General features: G+C 55.4%; 20 protein-coding genes and 1 tRNA gene. 3 read left to right on the forward strand and 18 right to left on the reverse strand.

All coding sequences use genetic code 11. The features are described 5' to 3' along the window. The first annotated feature begins 34 nt into the window (after positions 1 to 34). Positions 35 to 595, forward strand: coding sequence for a cysteine hydrolase family protein (locus B195_RS16345; protein ID WP_003441268.1), 561 nt, complete (start codon positions 35 to 37; stop codon positions 593 to 595). Between the two features lie 250 nt (positions 596 to 845). After that, positions 846 to 2747, forward strand: coding sequence for an acyltransferase family protein (locus tag B195_RS16350; protein WP_003441265.1), 1902 nt, complete (start codon positions 846 to 848; stop codon positions 2745 to 2747). A gap of 212 nt (positions 2748 to 2959) precedes the next feature. On the opposite strand, the gene B195_RS16355 is transcribed toward B195_RS16350, so the two are convergent. From B195_RS16355 to B195_RS16430, 16 genes are all read right to left on the reverse strand, one after another. Beyond that, positions 2960 to 3035, reverse strand: a tRNA-Lys gene (locus B195_RS16355). A gap of 74 nt (positions 3036 to 3109) precedes the next feature. Continuing rightward, positions 3110 to 3802, reverse strand: a complete 693-nt coding sequence (queC, locus tag B195_RS16360) for a 7-cyano-7-deazaguanine synthase QueC (RefSeq protein WP_003441263.1) — start codon at positions 3800 to 3802, stop codon at positions 3110 to 3112. Position 3803: 1 nt separating this feature from the next. Next, on the reverse strand, positions 3804 to 4451 hold the full coding sequence (gene queE, locus B195_RS16365; RefSeq protein ID WP_003441261.1) for a 7-carboxy-7-deazaguanine synthase QueE: 648 nt from the start codon (positions 4449 to 4451) through the stop codon (positions 3804 to 3806). A 163-nt stretch (positions 4452 to 4614) separates the two neighbouring features. Further along, positions 4615 to 5433, reverse strand: coding sequence for a tol-pal system protein YbgF (ybgF, locus tag B195_RS16370; protein WP_029612352.1), 819 nt, complete (start codon positions 5431 to 5433; stop codon positions 4615 to 4617). A 6-nt stretch (positions 5434 to 5439) separates the two neighbouring features. Beyond that, positions 5440 to 5940, reverse strand: coding sequence for a peptidoglycan-associated lipoprotein Pal (gene pal / locus B195_RS16375; RefSeq protein WP_003441254.1), 501 nt, complete (start codon positions 5938 to 5940; stop codon positions 5440 to 5442). 55 nt (positions 5941 to 5995) lie between these two features. After that, positions 5996 to 7246 (reverse strand): Tol-Pal system beta propeller repeat protein TolB, encoded by a 1251-nt coding sequence (gene tolB / locus B195_RS16380; protein WP_050949469.1) that lies wholly within the window; start codon positions 7244 to 7246, stop codon positions 5996 to 5998. A 47-nt stretch (positions 7247 to 7293) separates the two neighbouring features. Beyond that, a complete protein-coding gene (gene tolA / locus B195_RS16385) occupies positions 7294 to 8388 on the reverse strand; it encodes a cell envelope integrity protein TolA (RefSeq protein ID WP_003441249.1) in 1095 nt (364 codons plus the stop codon). Further along, on the reverse strand, positions 8388 to 8840 hold the full coding sequence (gene tolR / locus B195_RS16390; protein ID WP_162207799.1) for a protein TolR: 453 nt from the start codon (positions 8838 to 8840) through the stop codon (positions 8388 to 8390). The genes tolA and tolR overlap by 1 nt, the downstream gene beginning before the upstream one ends. 23 nt (positions 8841 to 8863) lie before the next feature. Next, a complete protein-coding gene (tolQ, locus tag B195_RS16395; RefSeq protein WP_003441243.1) occupies positions 8864 to 9559 on the reverse strand; it encodes a protein TolQ in 696 nt (231 codons plus the stop codon). After that, complete coding sequence (gene ybgC, locus B195_RS16400) at positions 9549 to 10016, reverse strand: tol-pal system-associated acyl-CoA thioesterase (RefSeq protein ID WP_003441239.1); 468 nt, start codon at positions 10014 to 10016, stop codon at positions 9549 to 9551. Before ybgC ends, tolQ begins: the two co-directional genes overlap by 11 nt. A 138-nt stretch (positions 10017 to 10154) precedes the next feature. After that, positions 10155 to 11213, reverse strand: a complete 1059-nt coding sequence (ruvB, locus tag B195_RS16405) for a Holliday junction branch migration DNA helicase RuvB (protein WP_003441236.1) — start codon at positions 11211 to 11213, stop codon at positions 10155 to 10157. Continuing rightward, positions 11214 to 11822, reverse strand: a complete 609-nt coding sequence (gene ruvA, locus B195_RS16410) for a Holliday junction branch migration protein RuvA (protein WP_003441233.1) — start codon at positions 11820 to 11822, stop codon at positions 11214 to 11216. A gap of 111 nt (positions 11823 to 11933) precedes the next feature. Next, positions 11934 to 12458, reverse strand: coding sequence for a crossover junction endodeoxyribonuclease RuvC (gene ruvC, locus B195_RS16415; RefSeq protein ID WP_003441230.1), 525 nt, complete (start codon positions 12456 to 12458; stop codon positions 11934 to 11936). Positions 12459 to 12586: 128 nt separating this feature from the next. Then, the gene (locus B195_RS16420) at positions 12587 to 13333 is read right to left on the reverse strand and encodes a YebC/PmpR family DNA-binding transcriptional regulator (RefSeq protein ID WP_003441226.1); all 747 of its coding nucleotides are present in this window, start codon (positions 13331 to 13333) and stop codon (positions 12587 to 12589) included. A gap of 120 nt (positions 13334 to 13453) precedes the next feature. Then, positions 13454 to 15229 carry an aspartate--tRNA ligase gene (gene aspS, locus B195_RS16425; RefSeq protein WP_029612355.1) on the reverse strand — a complete coding sequence of 592 codons (1776 nt, stop codon included), beginning with the start codon at positions 15227 to 15229 and terminating at the stop codon, positions 13454 to 13456. Positions 15230 to 15338: 109 nt separating this feature from the next. Further along, a complete protein-coding gene (locus B195_RS16430; RefSeq protein WP_003441220.1) occupies positions 15339 to 15560 on the reverse strand; it encodes an FmdB family zinc ribbon protein in 222 nt (73 codons plus the stop codon). Between the two features lie 1326 nt (positions 15561 to 16886). On the opposite strand from B195_RS16430, the gene B195_RS23195 reads away from it, so the two are divergent. Next, the gene (locus tag B195_RS23195; RefSeq protein WP_003441215.1) at positions 16887 to 17489 is read left to right on the forward strand and encodes a cold-shock protein; all 603 of its coding nucleotides are present in this window, start codon (positions 16887 to 16889) and stop codon (positions 17487 to 17489) included. A 64-nt stretch (positions 17490 to 17553) separates the two neighbouring features. Here the strand turns inward: B195_RS23195 and B195_RS16445 are convergent, their stop codons facing one another. Beyond that, positions 17554 to 17760, reverse strand: a complete 207-nt coding sequence (locus tag B195_RS16445; RefSeq protein ID WP_003441212.1) for a SlyX family protein — start codon at positions 17758 to 17760, stop codon at positions 17554 to 17556. Beyond that, entirely contained in the window at positions 17760 to 18188 is a 429-nt protein-coding gene (locus tag B195_RS16450; RefSeq protein WP_003441210.1) for an HIT domain-containing protein, read from the reverse strand. The genes B195_RS16445 and B195_RS16450 overlap by 1 nt, the downstream gene beginning before the upstream one ends. Between the last annotated feature and the right edge of the window lie 155 nt (positions 18189 to 18343).

The raw sequence follows: 18343 nt of genomic DNA on the forward strand, positions 1-18343 counted from the left end.
ATTGCGCCCCTTCCCCCCGGCAATCGGACATCACATGCAAAGGCTCGAAGACAACGCAGCACTGGTGATCATCGACATGCAGAAAGGCATTGATCATCCCAAGCTGGGCAGACGCAACAACCCCCAGGCCGAGTTGCGGATCGAGGCGTTACTGAGTGCATGGCGACGGTCCGCAAGGCCGGTGGTTCACGTGCGGCACATATCGCGATCAGCCGACTCGGTATTTCACCCGGGACAACCCGGCTGCGAGTTTCAGGAGGCGTTTGTGCCTCTGGCCCATGAACACGTTGTGGAAAAGAACGTCCCGGATGCCTTTACCGCCACCAGCCTTGAGCGCTGGCTGACCACCCGTTCAATTCGGCAACTGGTGATCTGCGGTGTTGTTACCAATAACTCGGTGGAGTCGACGGTGCGCTCGGGAGGCAACCTGGGCTTTGAGGTGATAGTGCCTGCGGACGCTGCTTACACGTTCGATCAAAATGATCTGACAGGCCGCCACTGGAGTGCAGAGGATATACATGCAATCTCTCTCAGCAATCTGGCAATGGACTACGCGACCATTGTCGAGACCGGGCAGATTTTAAACCTTATCTGAAGCCCCCGCTGGTGTTGACGCCACTTGAAGTGCAATCCGGCCAACAGCGAGCCGGCAAGATCGCCCCCCCCCTGGGCAGGTGCTTTTGGCTGGCTCGGGAGCAGGTGATTACCCTGCGCGAAACCTTGCACAGCATCGACCGCCGATGCCGGCTGAAATAGTTTAGCGATGGAAAAACGATTTCCGTTCATACAGCCCATCATGGCCACTACAATGCCACCCCACAATGGACGTGATATTGGGCAGGACGATGGAATTTCGAAATAACATCAATGCGTTACGGGCACTCGCCGTTATTTCGGTGGTGCTTTTCCACTTCAAGGTTCAAGGGTTTGGTGGAGGATTTGCAGGGGTCGACGTGTTTTTCGTCATCTCGGGCTTCCTGATGACCGGAATCATTTTCACCGGTCTACAAACGCAGCGCTTCTCCCTCCTGGGGTTTTACGCATCAAGAGCGCGCCGCATCATCCCGGCCCTTTTGGCCCTGTGCATTGCACTGTTGATATTCGGCTTCGTATTTCTGCCCCTGGATGATTATCGGGATGCCATAAGGACGCTCAAAAGCAGTCTGCTTTTCAGCTCGAACTTCACATTCGCCAAAGGCGGCAGTTACTTCGACGCTCCGCTGCACGAAAACTGGCTACTGCATACCTGGTCACTTTCGGTTGAGTGGCAGTTCTATATGCTTTATCCGTTACTGCTGATGGCGCTCTACAAGTTTGTGGGTGCCAAAAACACAAGAAGTACCTTGGTACTGCTGGCTTTGATCTCGTTCGCGGCCTCTGTCGTTCTGACCAGGACCAGTCCCGTATTTGCCTTTTATATGCTGCCTACCCGAGCCTGGGAGATGATCGCAGGCGGGCTGGTATTTTTGTACCCGCTGCAACTTGGCAAGCGCAGCAGTTCGATTTGCGAAGGCCTGGGCCTTGTGGCCATCCTGGCCAGTGTGATGTGTTTTTCCGAGCAGGATCAGTGGCCCGGTTATTTAGCGTTGCTGCCGGTTCTCGGAACAGCGCTGGTGATTTACGGAAATACCCAGTCGGCTTTCAGTACCAACAGAGCCCTGCAATACACCGGCAAGATCTCTTACTCGGTTTACCTTTGGCATTGGCCGCTGGTGGTATTGCTCTATACCTGTGGCCTGCTGACGAGCTGGCCGTACGTGACCGGCGCAATTATTCTTTCGTTCGTGCTGGGTGCCCTGTCGTTCTATCTGGTGGAGTCACGGGCGAACAGCGCTACCTCCGCTACGAAAACCATCATCAAGTACGCCTCATATGCGCTTGGCGCAGTCGCCTTGTCAGCCGTCACGTCCTCGGTAGTAAAAGACTACCCTGGCGTCAGGTTTGCCTTTGTGGACCTGGGCCAACCTGCGTATTCCGGCACACTGTACTCGCAGGAATGCTTCCCCAACGACTATGCCGCCGCCGATTGCAAACTCGGTACGGGCGAAGTGTCGGTCATTCTGTTTGGTGACAGTCACGCTCAATCAACGGCAGCAGCGGTCCAGCTCGAGAACAAGCAAGCCGCTTTATCCTGGGCGCGCGGTGGTTGTCCGACCCTGCAAAACTTTGAAATGCGTGACAAAGAACTGCAGCGCCAATGCCAGGCGTTCAACCAGGAAAAACTGGAAGTCCTGAAGAACTCCTATAAGGGAATCCCCGTGGTGCTGTTCAGTCGGGCAGCGCTGTACTGGGACCAGAGCCGAAACAACAAGCACCGAATTTTCTTCCCTGAGGCCAAAGACCCGGATGGCTCATCTTTTGTCGAAACCTACACCGCGAAATACATCGACGTCGTCTGCTCGATCGCACAAAACCATCCGGTTTATATCGTAAAGCCGATTCCGGAAATGCCCTTCAGTGTCTATAAAGGCCTGAATCTGCACAGGCGAATATTCCAGCACACCACGGATATTTCGATCCCGCTGCATGAATATGAAAAGCGCAACAGGATTGCCATTACCGCGATCGAAACTGCAGCAAAGCGTTGCAACGCAACCGTAGTGGATCCAACCCCATATCTATGCCCTGACGGCAAATGCATGGGGTCCAGGGACGGGGTTCCGCTGTATTACGATGACAACCATCTCGTAGACGCAGGCAACGAACAGTTGAAGGGATTGTTTAAAGACGTGTTCAAAGGAATTTAGCCGCGTACAGGCTCGTGGAGGCTCGACAGGGGGGCCGAAGCAGCTGAGGCTGGTACTCACCCCGGAAACGACGCCAACTTGCGTTGTCGTCCTGTGCGGGCCTTGGCCCGCCATGGTGGCTCTTCTCTGCGTGCCACCCTGCACCCACAAATCCCGGGCACAAAAAAGCCGGTTAATCCTGAGGATTAGACCGGCTGTTTTGGTGTTGCATATGGTGGGTCGTGTGGGATTCGAACCTACGACCAATTGGTTAAAAGCCAACTGCTCTACCAACTGAGCTAACGACCCGCTTCGTTGTGGGACGTATAATACTGATTTTTAACGAGAATTCAACACCCAGTTAAAAATAAATGCGAAATAATTCAAAAATAGCGGGTTGGGTCAGTAATTCCGGCCGCTGCAAAGCCTTCAGCACGCAGTCGGCAGCTGTCGCATTTACCGCACGCACGGCCCTGAGCGTCTGCCTGATAGCAGGAAACCGTCAGGGAGTAATCAACACCGAGCTTTACACCGGTCTGGACGATTTGCGCCTTGCTCAGGTTTTGCAGCGGAGCCTGGATGCGGAACCCGTTCCCCTCCACGCCGGCCTTGGTCGCAAGATTTGCCATGACTTCGAATGCCTGAACAAATTCAGGACGGCAATCCGGGTAGCCCGAATAGTCCACCGCATTGACGCCGATGAAGATGTCCCGCGCTTGCAGCACTTCTGCCCAGCCCAGCGCCAACGACAGGAACACGGTGTTACGTGCAGGCACGTAGGTGACCGGGATGCCTTCGCCAAGGGTCTCTGGCACGTCAATGGAACTGTCGGTCAGAGCCGAGCCGCCAATGCCGTCCAGGTTCAGGCCGATGACTTTGTGCTCGATCGCGCCCAGGTCACGGGCTACGCGCGCAGCGGCGTCGAGTTCGGAACGGTGACGCTGACCATAATCAAAGCTCATGGTGTAGCAGCTGTAGCCTTCGGCGCGCGCCATGGCCACCACAGTCGCGGAGTCAAGACCGCCAGACAGCAGGATTACGGCTCTTTTTTCGGTGACAACAGTTTGTACGGTCATTTCAGCGCCCCGGCTCGTCGTTCCAAAGATATTTGTGCAGCTGCATTTGCAAGCGTACTGGCAGGTTATCCGCCACGATCCAGTCCGCCAGATCGCGGGCCTTCAGGTCGTGGTGACTTGGCGAGAACAAGACTTCGCCAGCCCGTCGCTCCAGGCCGTACTCGATCAGCTTGGAGACCGCCCAGTCATAGTCTTCCCGCGAGCAGATCACAAACTTGACCTGGTCATTGGGTGTCAGCAGCGCAATGTTTTCATAGAGGTTGCGATGGGACTCCTTGGAGCCCGGCGTCTTCAGGTCGAGCACCCGACTGACACGCGGGTCGACCGCAGAGATATCCAGCGCTCCGCTGGTCTCGATCGAGACCTCATAACCCGCATCACACAGTTGCTTGAGCAGAGGGATGGCATTGGGCTGCGCCAGAGGCTCCCCTCCCGTCACACAAACATAACGCGGACGAAACCCGGCCACTTGCTCAAGGATACTGTCGAGGGGACGTACGGTGCCGCCACTGAACGCGTAGGCACTGTCGCAATATTGACAGCGCAAAGGACAGCCGGTCAGGCGTACAAAAACGGTGGGCAGGCCAGCCGTTCGCGTTTCACCCTGTAAAGAGTAAAAAACTTCGGTAATTCTCAATGTGTCTTGCATATCCGCCACGGGCGTAACAGCTAAACAGGCTGTCCGCCTCCGTCAGGCACTCCAAAGAATCTGCCTGCGCAGGACTCAGAAGAGCGTATTTCATAAAAGGGCGTGGATTCTAACGAAAAAACCCGCGACAGGCGCGGGTTTCTCGATGAAAGCATTGTGTTGCTTACATGCGCTGCAGATCTCGCTGCGCCAGCTGTGCCGCCGAAGTACCAGGGTACTGGGCGATCACTTGCTGCAGAATGCCTTTAACCTTGTCGGTATGACCGAGGCGGCGCTCTACATCAGCGAGCTTGTAAAGCGAATCCGGCACTTTGGCATGCTTGGGATACAGCTGACTGACCTTGGCAAATGCCTGGCCAGCGGCCTGCAAATCACCTTTGGCCAGATTCACTTCACCCAACCAGTACTGGGCATTGCCCGCATACTGACTGTTCGGGTATTTGCGCAGAAAGGCAGTGAACGCCAGACTGGCCTTGTCGAAGTCCTTGGCTTTGATCAGGTCGAAAGCAGCATCGTAATAGAGCTTTTCTTTCGCCGGATCGCCAGGTTCCGAACTGGCAGCGGCCTGAGAAGCAGGTGCTGCGCTATTACCGGCGGCATTAGCACCACCGGCAGAAGAATTATCAGGAGCGGCAGCAGGAGCAACGCCGGTTCCTATTCGCCGATCAAGTTCCTGGTATCGCTCCAGGCTTTCTTGCTTCATCCGCGAAACATCATTTTGCAGAACTTCGATCACACCTTGTTGGCGGGCAATCTGCTCCTGCATTTGTTGCAACTGGTTGAACAGCTCGCCCTGTGCCGAGATAGGGGTCGAAACCCCTCCCCCGGCATAGGCGCCGCTCGCACCGTAACCCGTAGCCGGATTACTCCCCCCGCTATTGTTATAGCCAGAGTTGTCATCGACCACAGGAACCGCAGCCCATGCCGCTAGCGGCATGAGGCTGAGAGTCAGAATAGTTACAGCACGGCGGCACGTTCGCATGACGAATTACTTACGCAGTTCGACGCGACGGTTTTGAGCCCACGACTGTTCGTCGTTGCCAGTAGCGATTGGACGCTCTTTACCGTAGGACACCAGCTCCAGCTGTGCTGGAGAAACACCTTGCAGTACCAGGTAGCGTTGAACGGCTTTCGCACGACGCTCGCCCAGTGCCATGTTGTACTCACGAGTACCACGGGCGTCAGTGTTACCTTCCAGAACAACGCGAGCGCCGTTAGCTTTCAGGTCTTTAGCGTGTACGTCCAGAGCGCGCATTGCTTCTGGTTTCAGGTCCGAACTGTCGTATTCGAAGTAGAAAACAGTGATCGCGCGCAGAGCAGCTTCTTCACTCAGGGAGCCATCAACAGCGCCTGTGTTTGCGCCGTAACCAGCGTTTGGATCAACAGCAGCGCCTTCACCGGCATTGTCGCCGCCTTTGGACGAGCAACCTACAGCTACAGCCATGGCCAGTGCCAGCGCAGCGAATTTACCAAACTTCAGCATTTCCATCGTAAAACTCCTAATGAACCCCAAGTGTTATATGCAACGTAAAGCTATCACCACGTCAGTTCAGGTAAGGGGACCAGGAAGGTTCTCTGACTTCGCCTTGAGCGGTAGGAAGAGGGAGCCTTACGCGTCCGTTAATGGACACGAGCATCAAGACTCCCCGGCCCTGCTGGCGGGTGGCGTAGATTACCATGGTGCCGTTGGGTGCAACAGTAGCTGACTCATCAAGGTTGGTATCTGTGAGGATTTTCACGGTTCCACGCTGCAAATCTTGCGCTGCAACACGGAAATTAGTGAAACCGTCCTGACGATGGATCATTACCAGGGTCTTTTCGTCAGCCGAAAGCTTCGGACTGGCGTTGTAGTTCCCGATAAAAGTTACGCGCTCTGCATTACCGCTACCAACTGTGGTCTTGTAGATTTGCGGTTTACCGCCCCGGTCAGAGGTGAAATAGATGGTATTGCCATCTTTACCCCAGAACGGTTCGGTATCAATTGCCGGATTGTTCGTCACGCGAGTCAGCTGACGCGAAGCCAGTTCCATCACGTAGATCTCGGCATTACCGTCTTTGGACAATACAAACGCCAGCTTGGAACCATCCGGCGACCAGGCAGGCGCACCGTTCAGGCCTTCAAAGTTGGTGATCTGCTCACGACGGCCAGTATCAATGTTCTGCATGAAGATACGCGGACGCTTCTGCTCGAACGATACATAAGCGATACGCTTGCCGTCCGGAGCAAAACGCGGCGACAGAATAGGCTCGCGCGACTGCAGCAGGGTAACGGCACGGGCACCATCGTAGTCCGAACGCTGCAAGGTGTAGCGGGTGTTGGTCGCACTGGCACGTTCAGCCGTTACATAAAGCAGACGTGTAGAGAATGCACCTTTAATACCGGTCAGTTTTTCAAATGACTGGTCAGAGATGTAATGCGCCATGTCCCGCAGCTGATCAGTGGTACCCGACACGCTGCCGGTCAACACTGGCTGCTCGGTCGCCACGTTGAACAAGGCATATTGAACCTGCAGGCGACCGCCCGCCGGGACAATATTACCAACCATGACGTACTGGGCGCCCAGGGCTTTCCAGTCACGGAAAATGACTTCGCTGGCCTGGGTCGGCAAGCCAATCATGTTCTGCTTTGGAATCGGCGCGTAATAACCCGAATTGCGCAGGTCATTGCCAATGATTTCAGCCATGTCGTCGGGCAGGACGGTACCGCCCTGCCAGCCGAAAGGAACAACTGCAATTGGCGTTGCCCGGTCGCTACCACTGGTAACCAGAATGTTCTTTTCATCTGCTACCGCCATCCCTGCCACGCAGCAGACGATGACTAGCAGTCCTCGAAAAAATTTAATCACAAGGCTAGATCCTCAGGTGTGAATGTCATCTTGAATGATCGGTAAGGATTAAAATCGCTGGGCTTCATGCCCTGCATTTCCGTTAAACGGCCAATATTCTTGACCGCTGCCACAGCCGAGCTATCAAACGGGCCATCACCACTGGACTTGGCAACCGTCACCGACGTTACCGTGCCATCTGGCAACATGCCAATTTGCAGTACCACTGTCATATTCTTGCGGGCCGAAGGTGGACGAGCCCAGCCTTCTGCTGCTCGAGCACGAATCAAGTCATCGAAACTGCCGGCGACCTCATCGCCCTGCTCATCAGCCAAGGCTTGCTGGCGTTGTGGCGTATCGGAAAGCAAATCAGCCAGTGCTTGCGCCTTTTTGTCTTCGGTCGATTTACGCGCTGCTTCTACGGCCTTTTTCTTGGCAGCATCGGCAGCCGCCTTTTTCTTCGCATCTTCGGCGGTTTTCTTCTTCGCCTCGTCTGCTACGGCCTTTTTCTTGGCATCTTCAGCAGCTTTCTTCTTCGCATCTTCGGCCGCTTTTTTCTTCGCGTCTTCAGCGGCCTGTTTCTTGGCCTCTTCTTGCGCAGCCTTCTTGGCCTCTTCCTCAGATTTCTTCTTGGCTATATCAGCCAGTTTCTTCTCTTCGGCTTTTTTGGTTTCTGTAGCCTTTTTGGCATCGTCGGCTTTCTTGGCGTCATCTGCCTTCTTCGCCTCGTCTGCCTTTTTGGCTTCGCTCGCCTTGGCTTCATCAGCCTTCTTGGCATCAGCAGCTTTTTCGGCAGCCTCTTCTTTCTTTTGTTCCGCGGCTTTTACAGCCTCTTGCTCAACCTTCTTTTGTTCCATCTGTTCGACTTCGGTCTGGCGTGCGGCGGATTTCTTCGCCTCACCCGCAATCTTTTGATTGGTCTGGGTGGTCGCCTGACTTTTGGACTTCAGTTGATACAAGGTTGCCTGAACAATCGGCTTGGACGGCGGCAGTTCCGGAGTCATGGCAAAGCTGGCGAACAGCATGCCAAAAATCAGGATGTGCAGCCCTACCGCCCAGACTGTAGGCCAAAAATAGTTTTCAGAGGCGGACGGCTCCCGCTGTTCGCGCATCAGGGAGCCTCGGTTATCAGGCCAACGTTACCGACCCCGGCCTTCTGCAGGCCACCCATGGCGCCCATCACCGCGCCGTAATCCACAGTTTTGTCACCGCGGATAAAGACTTGGGTGTGCTTGCCGCCTTCGTTGCCCGCGCGAATGATTTTAGTCACTGCGTCAGTCATCTGCGGCAAGGTCATGGCCTTGTCCATCTGCTTTTCGGTGTCGACTTCACTGCCAAGGTTCCAGAAATAGGTCTTGTCAGCCTTGATCGAAATGGTCAGAACCTGAGTGTTGTTGTCCTGCGGCAAAGCCTCGCTGGAGACCTTGGGCAAATCAACCTTCACACCCTGGTTGAGCATCGGTGCGGTCACCATGAAGATGACCAGCAGTACCAGCATCACGTCGATGTATGGCACTACGTTCATCTCGGCAACCGGCTTGCGCTTTTTGCGCGCTCGAGCGATTAAAGCCATTGGAAATTACCTGCTTATTCTTCGCTGGTGTGCACTTTGCGGTGCAGGATCGCCTGGAACTCATCGGCGAAGGTGTAGTAGCGGCTAATCAAGGTTTCGCTACGTGCAGCAAAACGGTTGTAAGCGATAACTGCCGGGATCGCAGCGAACAGACCAATCGCCGTGGCAACCAGTGCTTCGGCAATGCCCGGGGCAACAGTCGCCAGAGTCGCTTGCTGGGCAGTGGCCAGACCCCGGAAGGAGTTCATGATGCCCCAGACCGTACCGAACAAACCGATGTACGGGCTGACAGAACCCACGGTTGCCAGGAACGGCAGGCTTTGCTCAAGCTTCTCTTCTTCACGGGAGATGGCTACACGCATGGCACGTGCAACACCTTCCATAACGGCTTCCGGATCAACACCCGACTGCTGGCGCAGACGAGAGAACTCTTTGAAGCCGGCACGGAAAATCTGCTCGACTCCGGAGTCCGGGTCCGGGTTGCTACCCGCCTGACGATACAGCTTCGACAAGTCGATACCGGACCAGAAACGCTCTTCAAAGCTTTCCAGGGCACGTCGACCGGCGCGCAGCATGGTGCTGCGCTGAAAAATCATGACCCATGAGGTAACCGATGCGGCCAGCAGGATCAACATTACCAACTGCACAACAATGCTGGCATTGCTGACCAAGCTCCACATGGAGGAATGGTCGACGACGTTAGCTTCCACGCTTTATCTCCTGCTCTAAATGTTTACCCGCGCCGCTCACGTCGGCAAAGGCCGTACGTAAAGCTTCGGGAATGGCCCGGGGTTTAAAACTATCGGCGCGCACACAGGCCACCAAAAACTGCCCCTCACAGAGCAGTGTTGCATCTGTCGCCCGCCAGACCTGCTGCTTGAAACGCAGGCTTGCACGGTTGAGCTCTGTCACTTGCGCACTTACCAACAGTTCATCGTCCAGTCGCGCCGGAGCGTGGTAACGCGCCTCGCTGGAATGCACGACAAATAACAGGTTCTCCCCCACCAGCTCGGACTGGGAAAAACCCAGCTCCCGCAGCCTTTCGGTTCGAGCCCGCTCCATAAACTTTAGATAATTTACGTAATACACGACGCCACCCGCATCGGTGTCTTCGTAATAAACGCGACAGCGATGTGCGAACGGCTCCAGCCTGTTTTGCGCGCGCATACTCTAGTGCTTACTCCTCAGGTTGCCAATCCGCCAATCGACTGTTTTTTCATTCTTCCCGGACTTTAAGACCCGGGATTTTCAGCGCCAGCCCTTGAGACAGCAAAAACGCCGAAAAAATCGACTGCCGACCGCTTATTAATCATCTAAAGCATTCAAAAACTCGTCTACGACCGGCATTTCGCCCAGGCGCGACGGAATGTTCAGTCCGAAGTGCAAATACGCGTGCCGGGTCACAACGCGACCACGGGGCGTGCGCATGATATAGCCCTGCTGGATCAAATACGGCTCCAGCACATCTTCGATCGTATGGCGTTCTTCACTGATTGCAGCGGCCAGACTGTCGACTCCGACCGGACCGCCGTCGAACTTCTCGATCATGGTCAACAACAGGCGCCGGTCCTGATGATCGAAACCATGCTCGTCGACATCCAGCAGATTCAACGCCAGGTCGGCCACCGGCTTGGTGATATGACCCTTGGCCCGCACCTCGGCAAAGTCCCGTACACGACGCAACAAACGGTTGGCGATGCGCGGTGTGCCACGTGCGCGCCGGGCAATTTCGTAGGCGCCTTCCGGATCGAGGGGCAGACCGAAGATTTTGGCCGAACGGCTGACAATCGTTGCCAGGTCATCCGTGCTGTAAAACTCCAGCCGCTGCACGATGCCGAACCGGTCACGCAACGGATTGGTGAGCATCCCCGCGCGGGTAGTCGCTCCCACCAGGGTGAACGGTGGCAAGTCGAGCTTGATCGAGCGTGCGGCCGGCCCTTCACCAATCATGATGTCGAGCTGGAAATCCTCCATTGCCGGGTACAGCACTTCCTCAACGATGGGCGACAAGCGATGGATCTCATCGATAAACAACACATCGTGCGGCTCAAGGTTGGTCAGCAACGCGGCCAGATCACCCGGTCGCTCCAGCACCGGACCCGAGGTGCTTTTGATCGACACCCCCATTTCCTGGGCAATGATATTGGCCAGCGTAGTTTTACCCAGGCCGGGCGGACCGAAAATCAGGGTGTGATCCAGCGATTCCGAGCGCCCGCGGGCAGCCTGGATAAACAGCTCCATCTGCTCGCGCACCGTCGGCTGACCAATATAGTCGGCCAGGCTCAAAGGACGAATCGCCCGATCCTGAACCTCTTCGCGGTCCCGCCCGCCTGAGGCGGTTATCAAACGGTCAGCTTCAATCACTTAAATCATTCCCTTGAGGGCACGACGAATCATATCTTCACTGCTCAACGTTTTATCCTTGATCGCGGCTACCGCCTTGCTTGCTTCCTGAGGTTTATACCCCAGAGAAATCAAGGCGCTGACCGCATCGCTTTCTGCACTGGCCACCTGCAACGGCGCGTCCGGCTGGTTTGGCACCAGCGCAAACATGCTCGGCACCTGCTCCCAGGCCTTGAAACGATCCTTGAGCTCAACCAATAGTCGCTCGGCGGTTTTCTTGCCCACCCCCGGAACCTTGGTCAAGGCAGATGTGTCCTGCGCCTGCACGCAGCGCACCAACTCGTCTACCTCAAGGCTGGACATCAACGCCAAAGCCAGTTTGGGGCCGACACCGTTGAGCCGGATCAGCTCACGAAAGAAGTCACGCTCACGCTTGCCGATAAAACCATAGAGCAACTGGGCGTCTTCGCGAACCACCAGGTGGGTGTGCAAGGTCAGCGGCTCGCCTATGGATGGCAGCCGATACAGCGTGGTCATCGGCACTTCAAGCTCATAGCCCAGGCCATTTACATCAAGAATCAGGTGCGGCGGCTGTTTTTCAGCCAGAGTACCGCGCAAGCGTCCAATCACGTTTTAGATCCTTTTCTCTGGCCAGATCAATGGCTCACAACTGCAACGAGCAGGCTGCATCATTGCAGATAGAGCCCTGCCAGCAAGCTTAATTACATTAATAAACGTGTTTCAGAGCCGCAAACGCCCACCCCGGCTACGCGCCGCACCCAGGCCGTGGGGCAACAGGCTGGAACGAGTATGTGCATGGCACAAGGCAATCGCCAGCGCATCCGACGCATCGATTTGCGGCTTGGTCGTGAGCTTGAGCAAATGCATGACCATCATCATCACCTGCTCCTTGTTGGCTCCCCCGGTACCCGCCACGGCCTGCTTGACCTGAGTGGCCGAGTACTCGGCAATCTCCAGGCTTTCTTCTGCACCCGCCACAATGGCGGCGCCCCTTGCCTGGCCCAGCTTGAGCGCCGAGTCGGCATTGCGGGCCATGAACACTTTTTCGATGCCCATGGTTACCGGCCCGTAAGTCTGAATCACCTCGCGCACTCCGCGATAGACGATCTGCAACCGCTCATGCAACTCGCCACTGCCCGTACGAATGCATCCCGACGCCACGTACACGCAACCACGCCCGGTGTCTCGCACCACGCCATAACCGGTGATTCGCGAACCAGGATCAATACCAAGAATAAGAGTCATAACGCCTACAGCTTATGAAGTGACGCCCACGGGAACATGCCCGAACAGCTTAAAGGCAGAAGCCGGAGGTGCACAGCGTAGCGATCATCGCAACGTTGCACCTCCGGCCTCAGGTTTGTAGCACGTTATCAGGCTAGCTGTTCCAGCACCGCATCAGGAATTTCGGCATTGGAATACACGTTCTGTACGTCATCCAGGTCTTCAAGCATATCGATCAGCTTGAGCACCTTCTGCGCACCGTCCAGGTCCAGCTCGGCGCTGGTGGTCGGCAACATCACAATCTCAGCATCTGCCGGGGTGAAACCCGCGGCCTCCAGTGCGTTGCGAACCGCGTAGAAGCTTGAGAACGAAGTGAATACATCCATGGAGCCGTCTTCGTTGGTCACCACGTCGTCGGCATCCGCCTCCATCGCAGCTTCCATCAACGCATCTTCATCAACGCCCGCGGCATAGGATATCTGCCCTTTGCGCTCGAACAGATAAGCCACCGAGCCGTCAGTACCAAGATTGCCGCCACACTTGCTGAACGCATGACGCACGGCGGCTGCGGTGCGATTACGGTTATCCGTCATGCACTCAACCATCACTGCAACGCCACCCGGACCGTAGCCCTCGTAGCTCAACTCGACCATGTCGTCGGTATCGGCGGCACCGGCACCGCGAGCGACGGCACGGTCAATGATGTCACGGCTCATGTTTGCACCAAGGGCCTTGTCCAGCGCCAGACGCAGGCGCGGGTTCGAACCCGGATCAGCCCCGCCCTGACGGGCAGCGACGGTCAGTTCACGAATCCACTTGGTGAAAATCTTGCCTTTTTTGGCATCCTGACGCTCTTTGCGGTGCTTGATGTTCGCCCACTTAGAATGACCTGCCATAACGCACTCCGAATCCTTTATGAAACCTTGCCGGTCCTGACACGTGCCACGAACCGGCAATAAAAATTCTCGACCCGAATAGCAAAGGCGCATCCGGAGATGCGCCTTTGCAGGTCAGCTTTACTCAGCCTTAGGCTGTTCGCGCAAACGAATGTGCAACTCGCTCAGTGCCTTGGCATCAACTACACCAGGAGCCTGAGTCATGACGCAGGCAGCGCTCTGGGTTTTCGGGAAGGCAATGACTTCACGAATCGACTGGGCACCGGTCATCAGCATCACCAGACGATCCAGACCGAACGCCAGACCACCATGGGGTGGCGCGCCGTATTTCAGGGCGTCCAGCAGGAAGCCAAATTTCTCTTCCTGCTCGGCTTCACCGATACCCAACAGACGGAAGACCGCCTGTTGCATTTCCTTGCGGTGAATACGGATCGAACCGCCACCCAATTCGGTACCGTTGAGCACCATGTCGTAGGCACGGGACAGCGCGGTGGCCGGGTTGGCCTCCAGCTCTTCAGGCGAGCACTTGGGTGCGGTGAACGGGTGATGCAAGGCGCTGAAGCTGCCGTCGGTGTTCTCTTCGAACATCGGGAAATCGACAACCCACATCGGAGCCCACTCACAGGTCAGCAGGTTCAGATCGTTACCGACCTTGATACGCAGTGCACCCAGCGCTTCGCTAACGATCTTGGCCTTGTCGGCACCGAAGAACACGATGTCACCATCAACCGCACCGACGCGATCGAGGATCACATTGAGGTTGGCCTCAGGGATGTTCTTGACGATCGGCGATTGCAGACCTTCAACACCTTTGGCGCGCTCGTTGACCTTGATGTACGCCAGGCCACGGGCACCGTAGATGCCGACAAACTTGGTGTAGTCGTCGATCTGTTTACGCGGCATGCTCGCGCCGCCAGGAACGCGCAAGGCGGCAATACGGCATTTAGGGTCGTTGGCCGGGCCGCTGAACACCTTGAATTCCACATCTTTAAGCTGATCGGCAACGTCAACCAGTTCCAGCGGGTTACGCAGGTCAGGCTTGTCGGAGCCGAAGCGGCGCATGGCCTCTTCCCAGGTCATGTGCGGGAATTCACCGAATTCCAGACCCAGCACTTCCTTGAACAGGTTGCGGATCATTTCTTCGGTCAGACCCATGATCTCGGCTTCGTTCATGAAGCTGGTTTCGATGTCGATCTGAGTGAACTCAGGCTGACGGTCGGCACGCAGGTCTTCGTCACGGAAGCACTTGGCGATCTGGTAGTAGCGGTCGAAGCCGGCAACCATCAACAACTGCTTGAACAGCTGCGGCGATTGCGGCAGAGCAAAGAAGGAGCCGGCGTGGGTACGGCTTGGCACCAGATAGTCACGCGCGCCTTCCGGTGTGGCACGGGTCAGGATCGGTGTTTCGACGTCCAGGAAGCCGTTCTCGTCCAGGAAGCGACGGATGCTGGTGGTCATGCGCGAGCGCAGACGCAACTTCTCGAGCATTTCCGGGCGACGCAGATCGATAAAGCGATAGCGCAGACGGGTTTCTTCACCGACGTCGGAGAATTCGTTGAGCGGGAACGGCGGGGTTTCCGCTTCGTTCAAGACTTCCAGCTCGTAGCCCAGTACTTCGATCATGCCCGAAGCCATGTTGGCGTTGCCGGCACCGGCCGGACGCAAGCGCACCTTGCCGGTGACCTTGACCACGTACTCGCTGCGCACACGGTCTGCGGCGGCGAAGGTCTCGGCGCGATCCGGGTCAAACACCACCTGGGCCAGACCATCACGATCACGGATATCGAGGAAAATCACCCCACCGTGGTCACGGCGACGATGGACCCATCCGCAAAGGGTAATTTCCTGGCCTTCCAGGCTTTCGTTCAGTTGGCCGCAATAATGGCTGCGCATCATGGTAGTGGTTTCACTTCTCGTAATTCGAAATTCGGTGGAGGTCTTGCGCACCGTCAGTGCTGGTAACAATGCAAGAGCCCGCTTGTGTTCAGACTGCTTTGGTTCAGCCTCAGTCGGATTTGTCGCCGCCTGCCAGATTCTTTTTCGAGCCTGTCTTGAAGTCTGTTTCATACCAGCCGGTGCCGCTAAGGCGGAAGCCTGGCATGGACAGCATTTTCTTCAGCTCAGGGGCCTGACAGGCAGGACAATCAACCAGTGGCGAGTCACTGATCTTTTGAATGGCTTCCAGTTGATGACCACAGGAAGCGCACTGGTAATCGTACATGGGCATTGGCGTGTCTCGACAATCCGTTAGCGGCAACCCATAAGGAGGGTTACGCAGCAAAGCGCGAGATTATATCTGGTAAATCGAGCCATTGCAGCCGCATGAACAGCCATAAGACCTTAAAGGCACCATGATTCGCAAAAGATTACAAGCCACCGAACAAACTGCTCCGGCCCCACACCCCGAATCGCCCGGCAAACCGGTATTTTTCAGCAGCTTCGGGAGAAGCTCTCCGAGCCTGGGTACATGCCAACCCAATGAGGCTGTCAACGTCTTGCACCCTCCATGCCCCACTATCAACTTCCCGATCAATGCAAGAACGCCAGGCATTTATCAAGCAACGGTTCTTACCCTCAATATAAAACCCCACCTGCTGATATATATCGGCAAACCGGCGACAGTCCTCCAGCCAGACCAAACTGGAAAGGGGCCAGGGCAAGTTCTTTTCGAAATCAAAAAATACAAACATCCATCCCGCCCTGCGCCCTGCACTTCTGCGCCAATATCAATCAACATCCAGCACAATCAAAGGTGGTTTTTTTTGAAACAACCCCTTATGAAACACAGACCGCAAGCCTCTCAAGGCGGCATGCGCGCCCGGGCCCGACCAAAGAACATGAACCCCTGAGCAAACTAACCGGGAACGACCAGGCTAAAGCCCTCGCGCCCATCCAGAACAGTTAAGGGAAATACAATACCCCCACTCAACGTCTGGTACTTCAGCGTTAAAAAATACCCGCCCGCAGCGACAACTGACACTTTATGCATGATCAAAAAAACACAAAACCGTACTCATCCAGATCATGCTCGGCACTCAAGCACCGCCTTTTAAATCACATACTACAAGCCCCCTATCACTCATAGTTTAAATACGAGCCAGCACGACACTTTCAGTACTTGAGCAACCCATTATTTTTGTCAATTCATAGCAGATTATAAATACAACTCCTTCCAGGGCTCTGCCCCCTGGAAATATGACCAACGGTCATGCCTGCACCAACATCGGCATAGGATGCTGTAACCAGCCACAATCACCCGACGCCATCAGATGCCGCCTGAAATGGGCTGCACACCTCTAGAACAAGGCTCTACCACTAAAAAACGCGGGGGATCATCATGTGCTGTGCAATCACATCAACATCCCATCAATACGCTTAATTTGAGAAGGCCCAAGCTTTGCTGTTAAATAGGCGGCGTGTCGCCTTCGTCAAGCCTCTGGCGACGGCGCATAGGCTGATGCCCGTACGTGTCTAGCGCCTCCATCATTTTCAGAAGCGAACCGTACGCAATCAGCTCTTCCTTGCGATCCGTCTTAAATGTGAGTTTATTGAAATGTTGAAAATCGTCCACCTGCTAACGGGCGCAGCTGCATTGCTGCTGTCCTTCATTCCTAGCCTGCAACCTGAAGCTATACCTTACCTGCAACACGCCGATGCTCTGTATCTGGCTTTTTTTGGTCTCCTTAACCTGACACTGGCTCCAGTCATTCCGTTCTGGAATAAAGGCCCCCGTCATCAACTGCAAAATCTGGTCAGCGCTCTATTGGTGCTGGCTGTTGTCCTGCAAACCCTGACCCTGTTCGGCCTGTTGTTGCCGATCGGCGATCAGCCAGCAATTTTGATCAGTCTCGTTCCTGCTGTAATTGCCGTGTTGCTGCATCTTGTAGTCAGCTTCTACAAATCATCACCTTCGTCGACTTCGCAAAGCTATGACATGACCAACCGCGATACAGGCACTGTAAAGTGGTTCAACACCTCCAAGGGGTTCGGCTTTATTTCCCGCGACTCCGGGGATGACATTTTTGTCCACTTTCGCGCCATTCGCGGCGAAGGTCACCGGGTACTGGTGGAAGGACAACGTGTCGAGTTCTCGGTGATGAACCGCGATAAAGGCCTACAAGCTGAAGATGTGATTGCAGCGTTGCCACGCCGCTAATTTCAGCAAAAAAAACCGCGATCCAGCCCTGGCTGATCGCGGTTTTTTATTGCCTGCTCAAAAATCAATAATGCGGCGGCGGAGCTTCTTCCTCAAATGATTCGAACTGTCCGCCCATTTCTTCCTGGCGCTTGAGCAGCGCAGCCATCTGCATTTGCAAACGGTCGACGGCGTTCTGCTGCATCACCAGTACATCATTCAATGCCTGAATGGTGTCATCCTGAAAAGCCAGACGGCTCTCAAGGTCCATTACCCGCGCCTCAAGGGTCATCATTGCACCTCTGAAAAAGTGAACTCGACACCAAGGGCCGACTTCAACTTGTCCTGGATCGCGCCCACCTCTGCCTGGGTATACGGCTTTGCCGGGTACTTGCCCCAGACCGGACCGGGCCATGCAACATCGGCCTGGTACCGAACAATGACATGCATGTGCAGCTGGCTGACAACATTGCCCAGCGTCGCGACATTCATTTTGTCCGCGCCGAATGCATCCTTCAGCGTCCGAGCCAGGGCTGTTGTCTCAGCCCACATCAACTGCTGATCATGTTCATCCAATTGAAACAATTCACTTATACCCTCGCGCCGTGGCACCAAAATAAACCAGGGATAATTCGAATCATTGGAGAGCAACAGACGGCACAAGGGGAAGTCCCCTATCAGCCAGGTATCCTCGTGAAGGCGTGTATCCAAAACGAACACTGGGTGTTCTCCTGTTCAACGGGCAGTTTCAGTTCAACCGGCGCCTGACGACACGTATCAACCGCCAGGCGAAAGAGCTGCAGGATACCCTTGATTGCTCCATACATCACGGCAGCAAGCATTGATTTCCACCAGCAGCGCAGCAACAAAGGCTC

The organism is Pseudomonas sp. Lz4W (assembly GCF_000346225.2).
Classification (GTDB): domain Bacteria; phylum Pseudomonadota; class Gammaproteobacteria; order Pseudomonadales; family Pseudomonadaceae; genus Aquipseudomonas; species Aquipseudomonas paraversuta.